Source organism: Candidatus Pandoraea novymonadis (genome assembly GCF_003004665.1).
Taxonomy (GTDB): domain Bacteria; phylum Pseudomonadota; class Gammaproteobacteria; order Burkholderiales; family Burkholderiaceae; genus Pandoraea; species Pandoraea novymonadis.
The window spans coordinates 46,198-65,675 of sequence record NZ_MUHY01000003.1 but is presented as its reverse complement, the minus strand read 5'-3'; the positions used below and the strand labels follow the sequence as shown (position 1 = coordinate 65,675).

14 protein-coding genes and 1 tRNA gene are annotated in these 19,478 nt (G+C 44.7%); 7 read left to right on the top strand and 8 right to left on the bottom strand.

Annotation, left to right across the window (positions count from 1 at the left end; all coding sequences use genetic code 11):
• Position 1 precedes the first annotated feature (1 nt).
• The 3 genes from hemF to BZL35_RS04295 all read right to left on the bottom strand — a co-directional run bounded on the left by hemF (position 2) and on the right by BZL35_RS04295 (position 3,114).
• Entirely contained in the window at positions 2-937 is a 936-nt protein-coding gene (hemF, locus tag BZL35_RS04305) for an oxygen-dependent coproporphyrinogen oxidase (protein WP_106183018.1), read from the bottom strand.
• A gap of 66 nt (positions 938-1,003) precedes the next feature.
• The gene (purD, locus tag BZL35_RS04300) at positions 1,004-2,296 is read right to left on the bottom strand and encodes a phosphoribosylamine--glycine ligase (protein ID WP_106183017.1); all 1,293 of its coding nucleotides are present in this window, start codon (positions 2,294-2,296) and stop codon (positions 1,004-1,006) included.
• A 92-nt stretch (positions 2,297-2,388) separates the two neighbouring features.
• Positions 2,389-3,114, bottom strand: a complete 726-nt coding sequence (locus BZL35_RS04295) for a YebC/PmpR family DNA-binding transcriptional regulator (protein WP_106183016.1) — start codon at positions 3,112-3,114, stop codon at positions 2,389-2,391.
• 630 nt (positions 3,115-3,744) lie between these two features.
• Between BZL35_RS04295 and BZL35_RS04290 the strand changes: the two genes are divergently transcribed.
• The gene (locus tag BZL35_RS04290) at positions 3,745-4,719 is read left to right on the top strand and encodes a quinone oxidoreductase family protein (RefSeq protein WP_106183015.1); all 975 of its coding nucleotides are present in this window, start codon (positions 3,745-3,747) and stop codon (positions 4,717-4,719) included.
• A gap of 158 nt (positions 4,720-4,877) precedes the next feature.
• Here BZL35_RS04290 and BZL35_RS04285 read toward each other — a convergent pair whose 3' ends face one another.
• The 3 genes from BZL35_RS04285 to fdxA form a co-directional block, all read right to left on the bottom strand.
• Positions 4,878-6,185 (bottom strand): hemolysin family protein, encoded by a 1,308-nt coding sequence (locus BZL35_RS04285; protein WP_106183014.1) that lies wholly within the window; start codon positions 6,183-6,185, stop codon positions 4,878-4,880.
• Between the two features lie 500 nt (positions 6,186-6,685).
• Positions 6,686-6,761: transfer RNA gene (locus BZL35_RS04280), tRNA-Asn, on the bottom strand.
• A 133-nt stretch (positions 6,762-6,894) separates the two neighbouring features.
• Entirely contained in the window at positions 6,895-7,218 is a 324-nt protein-coding gene (gene fdxA, locus BZL35_RS04275) for a ferredoxin FdxA (protein WP_106183013.1), read from the bottom strand.
• A gap of 912 nt (positions 7,219-8,130) precedes the next feature.
• Between fdxA and BZL35_RS04270 the strand changes: the two genes are divergently transcribed.
• Both BZL35_RS04270 and BZL35_RS04265 read left to right on the top strand, forming a co-directional pair.
• On the top strand, positions 8,131-9,549 hold the full coding sequence (locus BZL35_RS04270; RefSeq protein WP_106183012.1) for a sodium:proton antiporter: 1,419 nt from the start codon (positions 8,131-8,133) through the stop codon (positions 9,547-9,549).
• Between the two features lie 402 nt (positions 9,550-9,951).
• Complete coding sequence (locus BZL35_RS04265) at positions 9,952-11,391, top strand: DNA recombination protein RmuC (protein ID WP_106183047.1); 1,440 nt, start codon at positions 9,952-9,954, stop codon at positions 11,389-11,391.
• Between the two features lie 281 nt (positions 11,392-11,672).
• Here BZL35_RS04265 and BZL35_RS04260 read toward each other — a convergent pair whose 3' ends face one another.
• Both BZL35_RS04260 and BZL35_RS04255 read right to left on the bottom strand, forming a co-directional pair.
• Entirely contained in the window at positions 11,673-11,948 is a 276-nt protein-coding gene (locus tag BZL35_RS04260) for a hypothetical protein (protein ID WP_106183011.1), read from the bottom strand.
• An 862-nt stretch (positions 11,949-12,810) separates the two neighbouring features.
• Positions 12,811-15,627 carry an Rne/Rng family ribonuclease gene (locus tag BZL35_RS04255; protein WP_106183010.1) on the bottom strand — a complete coding sequence of 939 codons (2,817 nt, stop codon included), beginning with the start codon at positions 15,625-15,627 and terminating at the stop codon, positions 12,811-12,813.
• A gap of 617 nt (positions 15,628-16,244) precedes the next feature.
• Between BZL35_RS04255 and BZL35_RS04250 the strand changes: the two genes are divergently transcribed.
• The 4 genes from BZL35_RS04250 (at position 16,245) to BZL35_RS04235 (ending at position 19,465) form a co-directional block, all read left to right on the top strand.
• Positions 16,245-17,243 carry an RluA family pseudouridine synthase gene (locus BZL35_RS04250; protein ID WP_106183009.1) on the top strand — a complete coding sequence of 333 codons (999 nt, stop codon included), beginning with the start codon at positions 16,245-16,247 and terminating at the stop codon, positions 17,241-17,243.
• Positions 17,230-17,889, top strand: a complete 660-nt coding sequence (locus BZL35_RS04245; RefSeq protein WP_106183008.1) for an HAD-IA family hydrolase — start codon at positions 17,230-17,232, stop codon at positions 17,887-17,889. The genes BZL35_RS04250 and BZL35_RS04245 overlap by 14 nt, the downstream gene beginning before the upstream one ends.
• On the top strand, positions 17,889-18,302 hold the full coding sequence (locus tag BZL35_RS04240) for a Rieske (2Fe-2S) protein (protein ID WP_181276557.1): 414 nt from the start codon (positions 17,889-17,891) through the stop codon (positions 18,300-18,302). The genes BZL35_RS04245 and BZL35_RS04240 overlap by 1 nt, the downstream gene beginning before the upstream one ends.
• 155 nt (positions 18,303-18,457) lie before the next feature.
• Complete coding sequence (locus BZL35_RS04235) at positions 18,458-19,465, top strand: S49 family peptidase (RefSeq protein ID WP_420837023.1); 1,008 nt, start codon at positions 18,458-18,460, stop codon at positions 19,463-19,465.
• The last annotated feature ends 13 nt before the right edge of the window (positions 19,466-19,478 follow it).

Here is a 19,478-nt window from a genome sequence, read left to right as displayed (position 1 = left end):
CTCAGACCCACTCTCGATGGATGAGAAAGTCTGTATATAACTTTGCTTCAGGCGAATTTTTAGCTGGATGCCAATCATAATGCCATTTCGCGATTGGAGGCATCGACATCAGAATTGATTCTGTGCGACCGCTTGACTGAATGCCGTATTGTGTGCCGCGGTCGAACATAAGGTTGAATTCCACATAGCGGCCCCGTCGATGAGCCTGAAAATCCCGTTGATGCTTGCCGTATGGTATTCCGCGCCGGCGTTCAACGATTGGAACATAAGCATCAAGAAATGCGTTGCCAACGCTTTTCATGACATCAAATGCATCGTCAAAACTTTCGCCTGTGAAGTCATCAAAGAAAATACCACCGATGCCTCTCGGTTCTTGGCGATGTTTTAAATAGAAGTATTCATCGCACCAAGCTTTGAAGTTCGGATAAAGAGCTTTCCCAAATGGATCAAGGGTGTCCTTACAGGTTTGGTGAAAATGACGACAATCTTCCTCGAACGGATAGTATGGCGTGAGGTCTATGCCACCTCCAAACCAGAAAACAAGGGCCTCACCTGGCGCGGTAGTGATAAGAAGGCGTACGTTGAAATGTACTGTTGGACAATAAGGATTACGGGGATGGAGTACGAGCGAGATGCCCAGAGCTTCGAAGGCACGGCCCGTGAGCTCTGGCCGTGTGGCGCTGGCTGAGGGTGGAAGGCAGTCGCCCATGACGTGTGAAAAATTAACGCCACCGCGTTCGAAGAAGTCACCATCCTCAAGCACGCGTGTCCTACCATCGCCACGTAGAGTGGCGTCTGACGGAAATTGCCAGTTGTCACGCAAGAAAGATTTGCCATCAAGCCGTTCTAGTTCGACGAGAATATGCTCTTGTAGCCCGAGTAGATAGGCGCGTACTGCATCTGTATCGGGGACGCGCGGATCGTCTTGCACAGTCATACTTTTGTGTCCTTTTTTAGCGTATTTAGACATATTAGGATGATGTCTCGGTGGCTTCATGCGTTTCTATTTGCCTTGCTCGCTTGATGATTTGTGAGCCATGGCACGATAACCAATATCACGGCGATATTGTATGCCGTCGAAGTTAATCTGATTTACGGTCGCATACGCAGCACTTTGTGCACCTTTTATCGTCTTCCCAAGACCAACTATGCATAGTACACGGCCACTAGCCACTGATAGTTTTCCATCTGCATATTCTGTGCCGGAGTGAAAGGTTATGCAATTGATGGTTTCTGGTGGAATTTTAGTGATAAGATCTCCCCTGCGTGGGATATCAGGGTAGCCATGAGCTGCTAGCACGACGCCGAGCGCATAGCGATCATCCCAGTCGAGTTCAACCTGGTTTAGTGTGCCGCTGATAGCATGTTCTACAACCTTTGAGAAATCGCCTTTCAGGCGAGCCATGATTACCTGTGTTTCAGGGTCACCCATACGGCAGTTGAATTCTAGTGTTTTAATATTGCCTTGCGAATTGATCATTAGTCCGGCGTACAGAAAGCCTGTATAGCGAATGCCATCGGCATGCATGCCGTGCACCGTCGGCATTATGATTTCGCGCATCACGCGAGCATGTATTTCTGGTGTAATGATAGGGGCGGGCGAGTATGCACCCATACCTCCTGTGTTTGGGCCGCGATCTTTGTCGAACAGGCGCTTGTGATCCTGCGATGAGGCAAGCGGTAGCACATGATCTCCGTCGACCATGACGATGAAGCTCGCTTCTTCGCCTTGGAGAAATTCTTCGATGACGACACGCGCACCCGCATCCCCAAACTTGTTATCAGCGAGCATCATATCAACAGCGGCATGTGCTTCTTCAAGAGACATTGCGACTACGACACCTTTGCCAGCAGCCAGGCCGTCGGCTTTAACGACGATAGGTGCACCCTTTGTGTCGATGTATTTATGGGCTTTTTTTACCTCTGAGAAGGTTTCGTAGTCAGCAGTCGGAATCTGATGGCGCTTCATGAACCTTTTTGCAAAGTCCTTCGAGGACTCGAGCTGCGCAGCTTCCTTGGAAGGACCAAAGATTTTTAGGCCATGAGCACGAAACAAATTCACGATTCCAGCTTCTAGGGGTCCTTCTGGACCAACGATGGTAAAGTCGATGTTTTCTTGCAGAGCGAACTCGGCTAGCATTTTGGGATCTGAGATAAGGACATTGCGTAGACGTTGATTGGTAGCAGTGCCTCCATTCCCCGGTGCGATGTAAACAAGTTCGATGCGTGACGATTGTAGAAGTTTCCAGGCCAATGCGTGTTCGCGTCCGCCAGAGCCGATAATAAGTATTTTCATAATTTTTCCGAAAAATAGAGCCTAGTCAAATGACTGGCGCGTATTTAATACTAGGACCGCGTATTTAATACTAGGACCGCGTTTACCAAGGTTCACACGCTGAGGATGGCATTTGTATAAACTTCCTGGACGTCATCGAGATTTTCGAGAGCGTCGATTAGCTTTTGGATTTTCAGTGCATCTTCGCCAGTGAATTCTATTTCCGTTTGAGGTTTCATGATGATCTCGGCTATTTCTGCTTTAAACCCCGCTGCTTTTAGTGCAGTCTCTAGGGCGGCAAAATCATTCGGGAGACATATTACTTCGAGACTTCGATCCTCATTCGTGAGGATATCTTCGGCGCCAGCTTCGAGTGCGGTAGCTATGAGCTTATCTTCTGGCGTGCCAGGTGCGAACAGAAATTGGCCACAATGTCTAAATAGGAAGGATACCGAACCATCCATCCCCATATTGCCTCCAAACTTCGAAAATGCGTGTCGAACTTCGGAGACTGTACGGGTGCGATTATCCGTCATCGTGTCGACGATCACTGCGACACCATTAAGACCATAGCCTTCGTAACGGATTTCTTCATAATTTTCGCCGTTGAGATTACCTACACCTCGCTGAATGGCGCGTTGGACGTTATCTTTTGGCATATTAGCATCTGTGCTTTTGTCTATGGCTAGACGCAGGCGTGGATTACTATTAGGATCACCACCGCCTAGTTTTGCAGCGACCGTGATTTCCTTGATAACACGTGTCCAGGCTTTACCACGTTTGGCATCAGTTGCGGCTTTCTTATGCTTGATATTGGCCCATTTGGAATGACCCGCCATTAATTTCTCCGTTCTGTGCCGTCAAACGGCAAATTGTCTTGATGGCCACCCGCAGGGCGCGGGTGGTTATTACTGAGAGTGAGTGTAGGAGTGCTTGTTACCTGGAAGATGTGACATAAATGTCCAATAGGCAAGGGTCACTCTGCACTCTACTTATGGGAGATGATTTTATCATGTCGATGTGTTTGAGCTAGGCGTGATTGCTGTATTGCCATCGTGCTATATTTTTCTGCCAGAATATTTCTGGAAGGGTATTGCTTCGTTATCCGATTGTTGCTTGACATGCATTTTCTGGTTCGATTCTTTTTGGTTGCTTCAGTGGAGAGAGATTTTTTTGTTGAATTATTAGCTAATCATAGATGAATTGGCTGGGGAAAGGCGTGTTTTGTTGTATGTCATATAAATTTAGGTGGATAGGTTATTTAACCAGCATGAGATTGAATATTGGTGATTGTATTTTTCCAGACAACGTTGATATATTTGACGTATCTCAGTGAATTGATAGCTATTTATTTGGACTGAGAACTAAATTATGTTTTTTCGAAGATCAAACTTTTTTGTACAAATAACCTTTGTCGGTAAGTAGGAATTTGTTATCAGCTTGCTCAATGGAAAAAATGGGGACGCAATATGACGAAGGCCATTCGCATCATGGAGAATGGGGGGTATGAGGTGATGCAGTATGTCGAAGTGGAGGTTGGTGATCCTGGTCCTGGTGAGGTCCGTGTGCGACATCATGCCGTTGGGTTGAATTATATTGACGTGTATTTTCGCATGGGGTTATACACGCAACCATTGCCAGCAGGCATAGGTATGGAGGCGTCTGGTTTTGTGGAGGCAGTTGGTACTGGTGTCACACATGTGAAGCCAGGTGACCGTGTGGCTTATGCAAGCAACACGACGGGGGCATATGCCGAAGTGCGCGTAATGTCGGCTTCAGCACTAGTTCGTTTGCCTGATGCTATTTCGTTTGAACAGGCTGCTGCGATGATGTTGAAAGGGATGACGGCTCAATACTTACTGCACAGTACTTATCATGTCAAGCTAGGTGACACAATTCTGATTCATGCAGCGGCTGGCGGTGTTGGGTTGATTCTCTGCCAATGGGCTAAGTCGCTTGGTGCGAGAGTTATTGGCACGGTGGGTTCCGAAGAGAAGGCAGCACTGGCACATTCGTATGGTTGTGATTACCCTATTGTTTATACTCGCGAGCACTTCGTAGACCGAGTTAAATATATAACAGATGGTGAAGGGGTATCAGTGGTTTATGATTCAATCGGTAAAGAAACCTTTATAGATTCCCTGGATTGCCTGCGACGTTTGGGGCTTATGGTTAGTTTTGGTAATGCATCTTGTCCGATCGATCAGGTGAAAGTTGCTGATTTAATATCGCGTGGCTCATTGTTTTTCACGCGGCCAACGTTGTTTAATTATATGGCAACTCGTTTAGATCTCGAAAATATGGCGAGAGATTTGTTCGATGTAGTAATTGCTGGAAGGGTGAAGATTCACGTGAATCAACGTTATGTGCTGTCTGACGTAGCACAGGCTCACCGTGATATTGAGGAACGAAAAACAACGGGTTCAACCATTTTGATTCCATGAGTCTGTAATTGTATCTAGCATGCTATGCCCTCGGTTGGAGCTTAACGGTATGGATATTGAAGAGTTTTGTAGAAATTTCATGGCTCTTCTTTTTTTACTATCTTTTTCTTTTAATTTTTCTTGGGGAAATTAAAAGAATTGAGATTATTTTCGTGAGCTTAGTTGACATTCGTTTTCTCTGGGCATACCTGAACCAGAATAATCCGAGGTCCTTGCATTTTTTTAACAATAATTTTGAAGTTGACGAAGTTAATATACTGACCTTCGTGGGGTAGATGTCCAAGCGTTTCCATGATGAGACCGCCAACAGATTCTGCATGTTCGCTTGGGATGCTGATACCTATTGCGCGCTCTAGAGTTAGAATCGGTAGGCTACCTCTACCGACGAGGGTGCCATCTTCCATTTTTGTCCAGTCATCTTCTGTTTGACGGAATTCGTCTCGAATTTTTCCAACTAGGGCAGAGAGTAGATTATCAAGCGTTAGGAAACCCATTGGTTTTTGGCCTGGCCAGCCGACGATAGCGAAGTGAGGTGTTCCTTGTCGGAAACGTCCGAAAAGCTCTCTGGCAGGCATATTAGGCACGATTTGTTCAACAGGCCGTGCCATTAGGACAAAATCCTCGATAGATTTCCCATGATGTGAAGTTAAAAATAAATCCTTTAGATGTACAACACCAAGAATTTTTTCGCCATCTATGTCAAAGAGTGGGTAGCGGCTATATCTGTGGTGGTAAGCGGTTTCCATATTCTCAGTGAAAGTGGCATCGACACGAAATGCGGTGACTTCACTCATGGGATGCATCAAATCAGATACTTGTAATTCACTGAAATCAATAGCGTAGGCGACTACATTCCAGTCGTCGCGTGATAGTTTTTCGCTGGCCTCTCCGTGCTGTACGATCAATTTTATTTCATCGACCGAGTAATTCGAGTCGGTTCCATGTGTATTCTCGAGACCGAGCCAGAGTAAAATGCGGTTCGCACTTTTGGTGAGAGCCCAGATAGCAGGGTACATCAGCCAGTAAAAACCATACAGTGCTGCAGAAGTCCAGAGGGAGATGGTTTCTGGCATGCGTAATGCTATGGACTTTGGCGCAAGTTCGCCGATCACGATGTGCATATATGAAATCGTGAAAAATGCAATGAAGAACGCTAACGCTTGTATTAGTTCAGGCGAAGAGATACTGAAAATACCAAAAAGCGATGTGAGTGCTCGTGCAAATGCAGGTTCACCAATCCATCCGAGGCCTAGTGACGCGAGGGTGATCCCGAGTTGACACGCGGAGAGATAGTCATCGATTTTCTCGTGAACCTGGGCGAGGATGCGGCCACGCCATCCATATTGACTTGCGATGACATGAACACGTGTTTGACGAAGTTTAACAAGGCTGAATTCCGCCGCCACGAAAAAGCCGTTGAGTACAACCAAAAATATCGCAGCGGCGATAAATAAAAGGTTTTTCAATGTAGGTGCATAAAAGACAACAGGCTGCTCAGTATAAGGGAGGTGACTATCTGATGGGGATATTGTGATTTATTCGTCCCGGTGGTTACGGTATTTCTTGTATTGATATGAAGAAAATTGACAAGCGCATGATTTTTTGCTAAAAAACAACGGAATATGAATTGATCACGATGTAGTGTGTAGTCCACATTGAGAAATACGGTAACACAATTTTCCTGCGTGTTAGGAATGGGAGTTCTTTCTTGAGAAAACGTTTTTAACAGGACGATTCGTCAGAGTTTTCCAGTGAAACGTGTCTTATATATAGTATGGGGAGGACGTTAAAGGACGATATATCTGGTGTTTGAGACTTACCAAAAAATATCTTTAGCGAGCGATTTTCGAAATTATTGGGCTATTTCTACAACTTAGATTTAGTTGGAAGAGTATTTAATCCTTTGGTACTTTCGCAGGATAGTTTGCGGGCACCAATACTCGCGAATCTCTTATAGAAATTTTTTTGGCTCCCCGACCTGGGCTCGAACCAGGGACCTGCGGATTAACAGTCCGTCGCTCTACCAACTGAGCTATCGAGGATCAAAATTCATTCGTAATTGTACTGGATCATTTTAATATTTGTCAATTCTCCCAGAAAAAACGTCGCATTATATTTAATGCGGTAGGCCCTTTAGAGGAAGCAAGAGACCTCAGCGTAAAATACTACGTTAACTCAACGTTCTAGGTGCTTCAATTTATCTGTGATGGTTTTCCATTGATCCGCATCTGGCAAGGGGGTTTTGCTTTTTGTGATGTTCGGCCAGACTAGAGCTAATTCTGCATTGAGAGCGATGAAAGCTTCCTGATCGGCTGGTACATCTTCTTCCGCATAAATTGCATTAGCTGGACATTCGGCCACACACACTGCGCAGTCGATGCACTCGTCTGGGTCGATAACCAGGAAATTCGAGCCTTCACGGAAGCAGTCAACTGGACAGACGTCGACGCAGTCGGTGTAGCGGCATTTGATACAGTTCTCGGTGACAACATGGGTCATGCCAACTCCTGGGAAGCGGGGGTCAATTGGGCTGGATAAATTTACCCTAGAGTTCTTTATTGTAGCGTAGCGATCTCATTTCGTGGATTTGAGGATAGAGATAAATGAGTGGCGCTTTTACTGTTACATGGTAGTAAGGCTTGGAATAGCCGATTTGACTTCTAGCTATAAAATCCATAGTGTGTTTTACACATTATGGATTTTCGGTATTTTCTATACTTAGAAAGTACCGCTTCTTTCAGTATTTCGGATGGCGCTATAAATGAGGGTTTTCGACACGTTTTTGGATTATATCTTTAACAGAATTCGCAAAGATGCACCTTACCCTGTTTGCTTTTACCAAGTATTTCGGATTCCAGTAATGCTGAGGCAAATGGTATAAAATCTTTTGAAATTCTACGCTTTTTCACTACCGGCACTCTTTTTGGTATAAATCATAAGAAAGATTGAATTTATTTTCTGAGTTTTGCTTTAGTGCTGATCCTTTTTCTCGCAATGCCAGTTTTTTGACAGAAATGTCAATTATATGAGCATTAACCTTTCATCTAGTGATATACAGAATCCTATATCGGCGCAGCTTTATCAGTGTTCAATTTTTACTGCGCATAGGCGATTTATCCCCCCGAATTCTTCTCTGTATGCAGATCTAGTATCGAAAAAATGTTGACATTTGGCGTTCATGTATCAGTACCATGTTCATTCTATTACCGACGATGTCGGTTCATTGATGGATCATCAAACGATGAAACGTTTATGTGATGTTAGCTCTCTATTTTGAGTCCAGTGCTAGAGGATGTCAAACTGCGGTCGATTTTTCATTTTTTATTTATTGATATTTACTGAGGCTGGAGTGAGGAATAGTGCTTCGCACTCACATGGGACTCAAAATATGATATCGGAGGCATCGATTTCATGCGGAAATTGTTTTTCGGAGTACTTTTTACCTTAAATCTTGTTTTTCTGAGTCCGGTCGCCCATGCTGTAATGCCCGATGGGGGAAACTTAAATGTTTTCTGGACTTTACCTTTTGTGGGATTGCTTTTATCTATCGCGATTGGGCCATTGTTTGCCCCAGCGGTATGGAATCATCATTTTGGAAAGATTTCAGTATTCTGGACACTGATGTTTTTTGTGCCATTTTCCCTGATTAATGACATTAATGCGGCATGGCACCATGTGGTGCATGCGTTGGTGGAGGAGTACATTCCGTTTATTGTGTTGCTGACTGCGTTGTTTACGACATCCGGTGGTATTTGTTTGCAAGGTAATCTGAGTGGCTCGGCAAAACTGAATGTGGGGTTATTGTTGTTAGGAACTGTGCTATCGAGCATGATGGGGACAACGGGTGCTGCGATGCTGCTGATTCGTCCGTTGATTTATGCGAACAATAATCGAAAACACAATGTACATGTGTTTGTATTCTTTATTTTTCTTGTCGCGAATGCAGGTGGATTACTGACTCCTCTTGGAGATCCCCCATTATTTTTGGGCTTTCTACAAGGCATTGATTTCTTTTGGACCACAATACATTTGTGGAAAGAAATGCTAATTGCGTGTGCGTATCTTCTGGTGATATTTTTCATTATTGACGTTTACTATTGGCGCAAGCCGGGAGAATCTCATATTAAAGGGCATGATTTCATGCTGGATCTAGTGAGTGTGCGTCTTGATGGAAAGCGAAATTTTTTTTTGCTCGCGGCGGTGGTTGGTTTGGTACTGATGAGCGGTTTTTGGCACTCCTGTATTGTATTTAATTTATTTGGTACGTTGATCCAACTACAGAATCTAGTACGTGATGTTGGTTTAATCGTAATTACATTAATATCACTTTTCATTACACCGAAGACAGCGCGTAGGGGTAACAATTTCGATTGGGAGCCGATGAAGGAAGTAGCGAGGTTGTTCGCTGGTATTTTTTTAACTATTATTCCTGTTGCACAGATTTTACGAGAGGGTGAAGCAGGGGCGCTCGGGTGGATGATCCGTTTGCTGACGGATTCGAGTGGTTTACCGAACAATGCAATGTATTTTTGGGCAACAGGTTTGTTGTCGTCATTTCTTGATAACACACCAACCTATTTGGTATTTTTCAACACAATAGGAGGTGATGTTGACGCTCTGATGACGGTCAGTGCGGTCACATTGAAAGCAATTTCTGCTGGCGCGGTACTTATGGGAGCGAACACTTATATTGGTAATGCGCCAAACTTTATGATTAAAGTAATTGCCGAGCAGCATGGCATCAAGATGCCGAGTTTCTTCGGTTATATGTTGTGGTCGGGAGGAGTGCTATTGCCGTTATTTGCCATGATGACAATATTTTTTTTCTAGTCAAACTTAGTAAAGTTAATAAGTTTTTGCACTGCACTTACTATCTTCTCTGATGTGATTTTTAGCTATTCGATCCATAGATCACTCCGAGCGTGAAATGTATTAAGCCAATGTGGTTTGTTTACGGAAGGCATTGGCAAAAAAGCTTATGTGGGGGGTGTTCTGGTGTTCGTTGTGCTATGGGCACATGAAATACATTGTGTATTAAAACACACTTCTCTTGAGATAGGTTGAGTTGCAGGACTCTATGATTGCCAGTATATAGGTAAATTCAATCACAACGTAGCCTATGACGGTGAGTTTATGGACAGATACTTTACCTAATGAATTAGTTATATTTGACGTGTGACTGGTAGGCTAGTCCTTAGGGTGGCTGAAGGGAAAGGATAATTAGCAGTGGAAATGATATTGATAGCACTAGTTGCACTTAGTTTTTTGGTTACTCTTGTATTGGCGGCACGCCTTTGTAAGGGTCCTGGCGGCCGTATTTTTCTCGATGCGATTGTCAGTACTCGGGAGGATTTGCTTCGAGCATTGGAACGTATGGAACGTGGGTTGCGTGAGGAGTTTTATGATACAGCTCGTGCTGGGCGCAGTGAGCAAAATCAGCAGATGGCTCAATTTCAGCAGACATTAATGTCACAAATGACGAGCGTAGTGACTGTGCAAAACCAACAAATTGACAATTTCGCGAGGCAGCTTGCGAAACTCACGGAGACAAATGCTCAGCAGCTGGATGCCATGCGTTTGAGTTTTTTACAAAATGGACAGCAAATGCGTGAGGAACAGACCAAAGTCCTTCGTCAATTTGGTGAGGCACAGTGTCAGCAACTTACACAATTGAGTGAAGGCAACGAGCGACGTCTTACGGAAGTTCGATCTACAATTGAGAAGAAGCTCAAGGATATTGAAGTCGGTAATGCAGTAAAACTCGAGGAAATGCGCCGTACTGTAGATGAAAAACTGCATGCAACGCTTGAATACCGCTTAGGCGAATCATTTAAGTTGGTGTCGGCTAGGCTTGAGCAGGTGCATCGTGGCTTAGGCGAAATGCATACGTTGGCTGCGGGTGTGGGAGATCTCAAGCGGGTGCTAACTAATGTCAAGACGCGTGGTATCTGGGGTGAAGTTCAATTAGAAGCGTTGTTGGAGCAATTACTGACACGTGATCAATTTGCTAAGAACGTGGTGACAGTGCCAGGCAGTACCGAGCGTGTCGAATTTGCGATTGCGTTACCAGGAGTGAATGGTAAGGAAAGCTCACCTATATGGTTACCAATTGACGCGAAATTTCCTCGAGAAGACTATGAGCGTTTGCTTGATGCACAGGAACGCGCCGATGTTCGAGCTATCGAAGATGCATCGAAGGCGCTCGAAGCGAGGGTTCGTTTCGAGGCTCGTCAGATTGCTGAAAAGTATCTTGCACCTCCTAATACGACAGATTTTGCGTTATTGTTTCTGCCTACGGAAGGTCTTTACGCAGAAGTGCTCCGTCGCCCTGGCTTGTCTGATTTCTTACAACGTGATTTTCGTGTTACTTTGGCAGGCCCGACTACACTGACGGCATTATTAAATAGCTTGCAAATGGGTTTCCAGACATTGGCTATCGAGCGACGTTCTAGCGAAGTATGGCAAGTGCTGAGTGCAGTAAAAACTGAATTTACAAAGTTTGGAGATGTGCTGTCAAAAACGAAATTACAGTTGGAAAGTGTCACACGTTCTATCGATCAGGCTGAAGTCCGTACTCGGCAAATGGCTCGAAAACTTAAGACAGTTGAAGCTATGCCTGGAGAACAAGCTGCGGAGTTACTTAGTGTGGGTGAGCTTGCTGAGAAAGATTAGATAAGTTTTTTTATCTGGCAATTTTTGAAGGTGGGCAGTTTCCCCAACTGTCATAGTTGGATTCGTCTATTTATTTTCTTAGAAATTGATATCTTGGCTTGACTCAAATCTATCACGTCCTACTGATTGAAGGCTAAGATTGTCATTCCAAAAGAATTTTGTACGTATGTATTTTCCAAACAGAGCTTAGTATTGCTCTAGGAGCTGTATTCTTGTCATGTTGACGAATATTATTTGCTTTAGGATTTGTTTTGCTGACCTATTGGTCGTAAGGTAATAGGTTACTTCTGGTCGCGGAGGTCAGATAGTGTGATTTCGATACCACCGAAGCGTTCTGCGACCCAGTTGTATGCGTGGCAGGCTATCCATAGCAAAATAAAACCTAAGACTGCATTGAGAAGTAATGCACTAAACAAAGCGATGCCTGGTAATTCGCCATATCGTATGAACGTGGCTAGGAAAGCAAGCAATACTAGCGGAATGCTGAAGGTGAGGTAAATTAGCACCAAGGCTTTCGCTGTCTGGCCTGGGCTGATGTAAGTGATTTGTTTTTTCATATTGGACATTGGGGGATTTTAATTTCAATGGATTAGACTCAGATGAGAATTTCTGCACGTATAGCAATCATAGATGGGGTGTGTTAGACGAGTGCATGAAAAAAGACAATTGTGTGTCGGGAGTTTTACGAGAAAAAAATATCTTTTTTCGTTTTCTTTGTTACAAAGCAGTGGTTTGAGAGATGGTATTCAGGACATCTCTTTTTTCTTATCTAATAAGATCTTTGATGAATAGGCCGGAAGGTTTGTGACTTGTGACTATTGGTAGTGCTCAGGTAGCATTTTCGTGTTCAGAGATTGTGGGATAACACCTATTTATCTACGGTTCATGCACATTGCATGATCAGATGGAAGTGTGAGTGAGTGTGCTATGCTCCAAAAAACATTTTCCGTCCTTGGTTGAATTGCTTTTGGATGAAATCATAATTTACATATGAACTGTGCGTGCGAGTAGTGGCAAAGCACACTTCGTAGCATGAAAGATTCGATTATATTCGCTCGACGGATTGAATGTTAGAGGGCTAGTCTGTTAGGGAGATGAGATAGGGTGAGATTGAGCGTGCAGAGGTCTCTTCACCCAAATCTCTATAGCTTATTGATGATTTTTATTCTATCCTTGCGGTCCGTTTTTTGTGAGCACATATTGCGACTAGATTAGTGCAGTAATATGAAGATCAGATGTTCGCTAATTCCTCTTTATTGCATATAGGATATCTTGTATTTGTAAGAGTCGTCCTATGCTCCTGGTCGTGTGAGGAAATCTTCTGACAACGATGGGTGAAACGGTGCGCTCAGCGAGAATTGGACGGCATAAAATTTAGCCGTCCAATAGTCTCTGTTGGTACTGTTCATTAGCTTGGCATTATTCGGAGTGTGTCTCGATTTGCTCCATTTTTTGGATGTTCAGTTGCTTTACAACACGACGCTCACGTCGTGTGCGCGAGGTTTTTATGCTTTTTTGTAAGTTCTCAATCTGTGCGGCTTTCGCCTTACTGGGCTCTGTTTGTACAAAAACCAGCCCAGTGTTAGTTAACACTGATTGGAGAGATGTTTTTTGAACTGATGCTGATTCGATTTGTTTAATCGGTTTTGTTACGATCTGTGTCAATTGGCTAGTGTTTGGAACAGTTGTCAAACTAGGCGCTGTCTCCACGATGGTAGGTAGTTTAAGCGGGGCTATGGCTACGGTGCGGTCCACAGATTCTGTGAAGGTTTCGATTGAAGCATTATATGGCTCAACTTCTGTCGGGAGATTGACAGGCAGCTGGGAGAGGTTCGTTGGAGTGATTACTTGCTGGGGGGTAGCCGGCAATGAAAGGTTTACGACTTTTTCGCTTGCGTTTTCGATGTAGGCTTCGCCATTAAAGTTGTTTTGCATTTCACGATCACGGCGTCCACCACGACGGCCGCGACGACGGCCGCGACGACGATTTTCACTGTTTTCGATATCTTCAGTACGAAGATTTTGTTGTATCTTTTCTAAAGATGAGGACATGGTTCCGTCTTCTGTCACACTCGCAATTTCAGTGACAGTTGATTCGAATATAGTTTGCGGATCATCAACGGCAACTTTTTCCTGTGGGCGACGTTCACGACGTTCTTGCTGCTCACGACGATGGCTGCTACGATTACCACGTTCCCGTCCTTCACGAGGTTCTCGGGATTTTTCGGTTGTTCGTATTTCTACTTTGACAGAGGAGTGACGTTGCGATGCATCATGTTCCTGTGTCTGACAGGCTTCTTTGTTTTGACGCTCACCATGCAAATTATTGTGTTTTTCACGACCTTCTCGTGGTTCAATGGCGATCATGATATCCTCCTTCTTCACCCTATCTTCACGAGAGTCTCGTCGGGTGAGCTTTTTCCCCGAGTGTTGACGTACATGACTTTCCGTACAAGTGGCTGGTTTAGTTGAGATTTTAGTTGTGTCCTCGCTGCAGGATGCCGTTTCGATGTAGAGTAGGCGCTTGATCCAGTGAAAAAATTTGCCAGGGACTATGTATCGCGAAGTGATTTTTTTTGAATTTGAGCGACGTATCGGTGCCGCAGGCGCAGGTTTTACTGGTGTGATGCTTTTGACCGCAGCCTCTTGACGTGGTCTTATTTCTTCTTTCCATTTGCCGTGACTAATATCGTCCGCTGGAGTTCGGGAAACTTCTTCAGTGAGAGTATAACTTGCTATCGGATCCTCCAGGCGTGGATCTTCGAAACGAAGACGTTCGAGCTTGTAATGCGGCGTTTCAAGGTGTTTGTTGGGGATCATTAGTACGTTGACTTTAAAGCGCGCTTCAATTTTATTGATTTCTTGGCGTTTTTCATTGAGAAGGAATGCGGCGACTTCGAGCGGTACTTGTGTGTGAATTGCTGCTGTATGTTCCTTCAATGCTTCTTCCTGGATGATACGCAGGACCTGAAGCGCTGAGGATTCTGCATCGCGGATGTGACCTGTCCCATTACAGCGAGGGCAGGTGATATGTGTGCCTTCCGAAAGTGATGGACGCAGGCGCTGGCGAGATAGTTCCATTAGACCGAAACGTGAAATTTTACCCATCTGAACACGGGCACGGTCGTGCTTGAGTGCATCTTTGACACGTTGCTCAACTTCGCGCTGACTCTTGGTTGACTCCATATCGATGAAGTCGATTACAATTAGGCCACCAAGATCGCGTAGGCGGAGCTGACGAGTGACTTCGTCGGCAGCCTCCAGATTTGTACGTAGAGCAGTTTCTTCTATATCTAAGCCATTGGTGGCTCGCGCTGAGTTTACGTCGATAGAAACCAATGCTTCGGTATGGTCGATGACAATACTACCGCCTGATGGCAGAGGGACCTGACGGGAATAAGCTGTCTCAATCTGATGTTCAATCTGAAAACGTGAAAAAAGCGGAACATCGTCGCGGTACTGTTTCACACGGTTCAGGTGATCTGGCATGACTACCTGCATGAAATTACGTGCTTGTTCTGAAATTTCCTCAGTATCGATCAGGATTTCACCAATATCAGGTTGGAAATAGTCCCGGATAGCGCGGATCACGAGGCTCGATTCAAGATAAATTAAAGCTGAATCTCTTGGCAGCAAGATATGTTCGGCAGCGCTCTCTACCGCATGCCAAAGTTGAAGAAGATAGTTCAAATCCCACTGGAGCTCTTCCACTGAACGTCCAATACCGGCAGTTCTCGCGATAATGCTCATGCCTTCGGGTATTTTCAACCGGCCTATCGTCTCCCTTAATTCCTGGCGATCTTCACCTTCGATGCGACGTGATACCCCGCCTCCTCTTGGGTTGTTTGGCATCAGTACCAAATAACGACCGGCCAACGAGATAAAAGTTGTCAGCGCTGCGCCTTTGTTGCCACGTTCTTCCTTCTCTACTTGAACGATTAGCTCTTGACCTTCCAAAAGAGCATCCTGAATTCGTGCATTACGAAGATCGACACCCTTTTTAAAAAAGGCACGAGCGACTTCTTTAAATGAGAGAAAACCGTGCCTACCTTCACCGTAATTGACAAAGCAGGCCTCGAGAGAAGGTTCAATACGGGTAATAGTACCCTTATAAATATTGCCTTTTCGCTGTTCTCGACCAGCTGTTTCGATATCGATATCGACAAGTTTCTGTCCATCGACGATTGCTACGCGCAATTCTTCTTGTTGTGTGGCATTAAATAACATGCGTTTCATGAAAACGACTCCCACCCGCCGGAGCTCACAATATCGTGAATAAATCGTCGGGTATGTAATTACGCTGATTATTGAAAACGCATGGTTGGAGTCACCGGGTGAGAAGAATTGCCGAGTAGTCCAGCCTTTTCATGGCATAGGACATAAAGGCATCTGTAAAAATGTTCACACGGTTCGTGCCAAGAAGAGCAACACGATTGCCTACGTCGGTTCCTTGTGAATGATTGCAGATTCGCATTCTGAAACTCGAGAAGCACCATCGTTTTTTCTTCGGGCGTTTGCCAGCACGTGTCATTCTTGTGGCAACGCCTCAATGTTTGACTTTGAGCGTGAGTATTATTTACAAAGCGGCCAGCCTTCTGAAACTCTATAGGTTGTCCGCCAAATTCCATATCCAGTAACTCTATCCGCGGCACTCTAATACAACTGAATCGGCCTATGGGCTCGTTTCTTGCCGTCACTGATGTGCCATACGTCTATCTCTCTGCTCTTTTATATTCCGGGCGAGCAGCCGACCCAGGGTACAAGTAAAATAACGCTTTTGTACTTATACCGGCAAAGATGGGGATTGAGTTTCTTTGCTACCGCCAATCTTTGTTCCACAAATTATATTCATAATGAATGAGTTAGGCAAAAACCGAGAAGAATTATCTTCATTCGTAGCTGTACCTCAGGCGCGAATGCTGCAGATTGACGAAGGTTCTGCTGGTCAGCGAATTGATAATTTCTTGTTGCATGAGTTTAAAGGTGTACCAAAAAGCCATGTTTATCGCATCATGCGCAGTGGCGAAGTGCGTGTCAATAAAGGGCGTATAGATGCTACATATCGATTGATTTTGGGTGATATCGTGCGTGTTCCACCAGTTCGTATGCCGAAGCGTGATGCCCTTTTTGAGGTTCCGAAAGAAAAATTTCCTGTCCTATTTGAGGACGACTATATATTGGCAATTCACAAGCCATCCGGAGTAGCTGTGCATGGAGGCAGTGGAGTCTCATTTGGAGTAATAGAACAGTTGCGTCAATCGCTATCACATCTGAAATTTCTCGAGTTAGTACATCGTCTCGACAGAGAGACATCGGGTATCCTTTTATTGGCAAAAAAAAGGTCAGCTTTACTTGGCTTGCATGAACAGATCCGCAATAATAGACTGGATAAGAGGTATATTGCTTGCGTTGGAAGAGAATGGGTTGAACGTCAGTGTACTGTGAAGTTGCCTCTCTGTAAGTACATCACTGCCGGCGGAGAGCGTCGTGTTCGAGTGCAAAAAGACGGACAAGCCGCGCATACAGTATTTCGGCGAATAGAGTCTTTGCCACCTTATACTTTGCTGGAAGCAGAACTGAAAACCGGTCGCACACATCAGATTCGTGTGCATTTAGCGCATTTGGGCTCGCCGATTTTGGGCGATGATAAGTATGGTGATTTTTCCTTGAACAAAGTCTTAGCTAAACCAGGCCTAAAACCAGGCATTAAACGGATGTTTTTACACGCATGGCGATTGCGTTTTACACACCCTGTGTTGGGGAAATCGATTGCCTTGGAGGCTCCTTTGCCAGAGGATTGCGAACAATTTTTGAAACAACTTCGTGACACTTTGACTAATGCAAAGACCTGAATTTGAAATGATCGCCTTCGACTGGGACGGGACGTTGATGGATTCGACGCCTAGTATTCGCTGTATACAGGAAGTCTGTCGAGATTTTCATTTGCCGGTGCCGGCGTATGAATGTGCTGATCGTATAATTGGCTTTAGTCTGTACGATGCTTTGCAAATAGCTGTTCCAACACTCAATCGGATGTATTATTCACGTTTTTCGGAGCGTTATCGTTATCATCACTTAAGGAGCCGCAGTACTATTGTTCTATTTGAGGGTGTGCGTGAACTATTGGATGAGCTGCACACTCGAGGATGTTTTTTGACTGTAGCTACAGGAAAATCGCGCGTCGGCTTGAATCGTGCGCTTGAGGAAACTGGTCTGATGGGTTTATTTGATGCTACTCGCTGTGCCGACGAGACTTTTTCTAAGCCGCATCCTTCTATGCTTCAAGAGCTTGCATTGGAGTTGGGGCAGGATCTCAGTCGAACAGTGATGATTGGGGATACGACGGACGATTTACAGATGGCTAAAAATGCTGGTGCCGCGAGCGTTGGAGTATGCTATGGGGGAGCGTATTCACGAGAACAGTTGGAGGCTTTTTCGCCAAACTACATTGCCAGCAGTGTGTTTGAACTGTACGAATGGTTGTTGGAGCGTGCCTGATGATTGATATATCTGTAGTCCAAATTTGCCGCGGCGTTGATTTGGTCGATCGTGGACGTGGTGTGCGTTTTGAAATTGAGATTGATGGACACGTTACACCCGCTTTCGTGATTCGGTATGATGGTGCGGTTTTTGGCTACGTCAATCAGTGTGTACATATGTCGATGGAGTTAGATTGGCAGGAAGGTGAATTCTTCGAAAAAACAGGACAATATCTAATATGTGCAACCCACGGTGTAATATTCGAACCGAATACTGGTCGCTGTGTGACTGATTTATGCAGCGGCTCATGGCTACGCAAGCTAAATATTGTAGAGCGTGGCACAGGCGCTGATTCCGTTATTTTTTTTGTTCAGACTGATACTGGAACGTCTATAGACGTTCCAGTATCGTGTGATCATAGTTTGTCTTGATGTAATAAATTTTATTTATTGAACGGGAAGTGTGTTTTTCAGCGTATCGCGCACGTGCTTTTATTTTTGGTGTCGTCGTAGAATGCGCGATTTATGTTTTCACTGGAATTTATATGACTGACAATTTTCTGTCTGATGTCCTTCATCGCAAGTCTATGTCTGTTGGACTTGGGAGTGATCAGGGGACTCATGGGGAGATCGGATCTGCTGGGGAGACAAAGGCGTGGGAGCGTGAAATGCTCGAAAAAGTTTTGATGGAGAGTATCAAGGAACAGCGTCGAGCAAGACGCTGGAAAATTTTTTTCCGTTTTTTTGTATTTGCAATTATTGGTTTGATTGCGTGCTATGTGTTCGATTTTGGCGTTGGTAGTTCCACCGTTGTGGCGGGTAGTGGAAGGCATACTGCTCTTGTCTCGTTGAATGGTGAGATTGGCACAGAAGGGAAGGCCAGTGCAGAAAACATTAATAATGCTTTGGCTTCTGCTTTTGATGATGCGAAAGCTGCAGCGGTGATATTACGTATTAATAGCCCTGGGGGTAGTCCAGTCCAGGCTGGTATTATTTACGACGATATTATGCGCTTGCGGGTCAAATATCCAAAGAAGCCACTCTATGTTGTGGTAGAGGAGATCTGCACGTCAGGTGGATATTATGTTGCCTCCGCCGCAACTCGAATCTACGTTGATAAAGCAAGCCTTGTGGGTTCGATTGGTGTATTGATGGATGGTTTTGGTTTTACGGGGTTGATGGATAAATTGGGAGTCGAGCGTCGATTGCTGACGGCTGGTAAAAATAAGGGTTTCCTCGATCTTTTTTCACCTCAGTCAGATGGACAAAAAGTTCATGCTCAAAATATGTTGGATGAGATTCATCAACAGTTTATCGATGCAGTTAGGAAAGGCCGAGGGGATCGTCTAAAAGACAATCCGGAGATTTTTACAGGACTTTTCTGGACAGGACAGAAAAGTGTTGATCTCGGGCTGGCGGATGGTTTTGGAAGTGTGAGTAGTGTTGCGCGTGATATCGTCAAGGCGCCTCACTTAGTCGACTATACTGTGAAATATGGGTTTCCTGAGCTTATGGTTCGACGATTTTTGGCATTCGTCGGCACGTTTACTATGAATGCATTAATTGCCGAGCTTCCTTTTTTCAGTATGCGTTAGGTGTTTTCTGGAG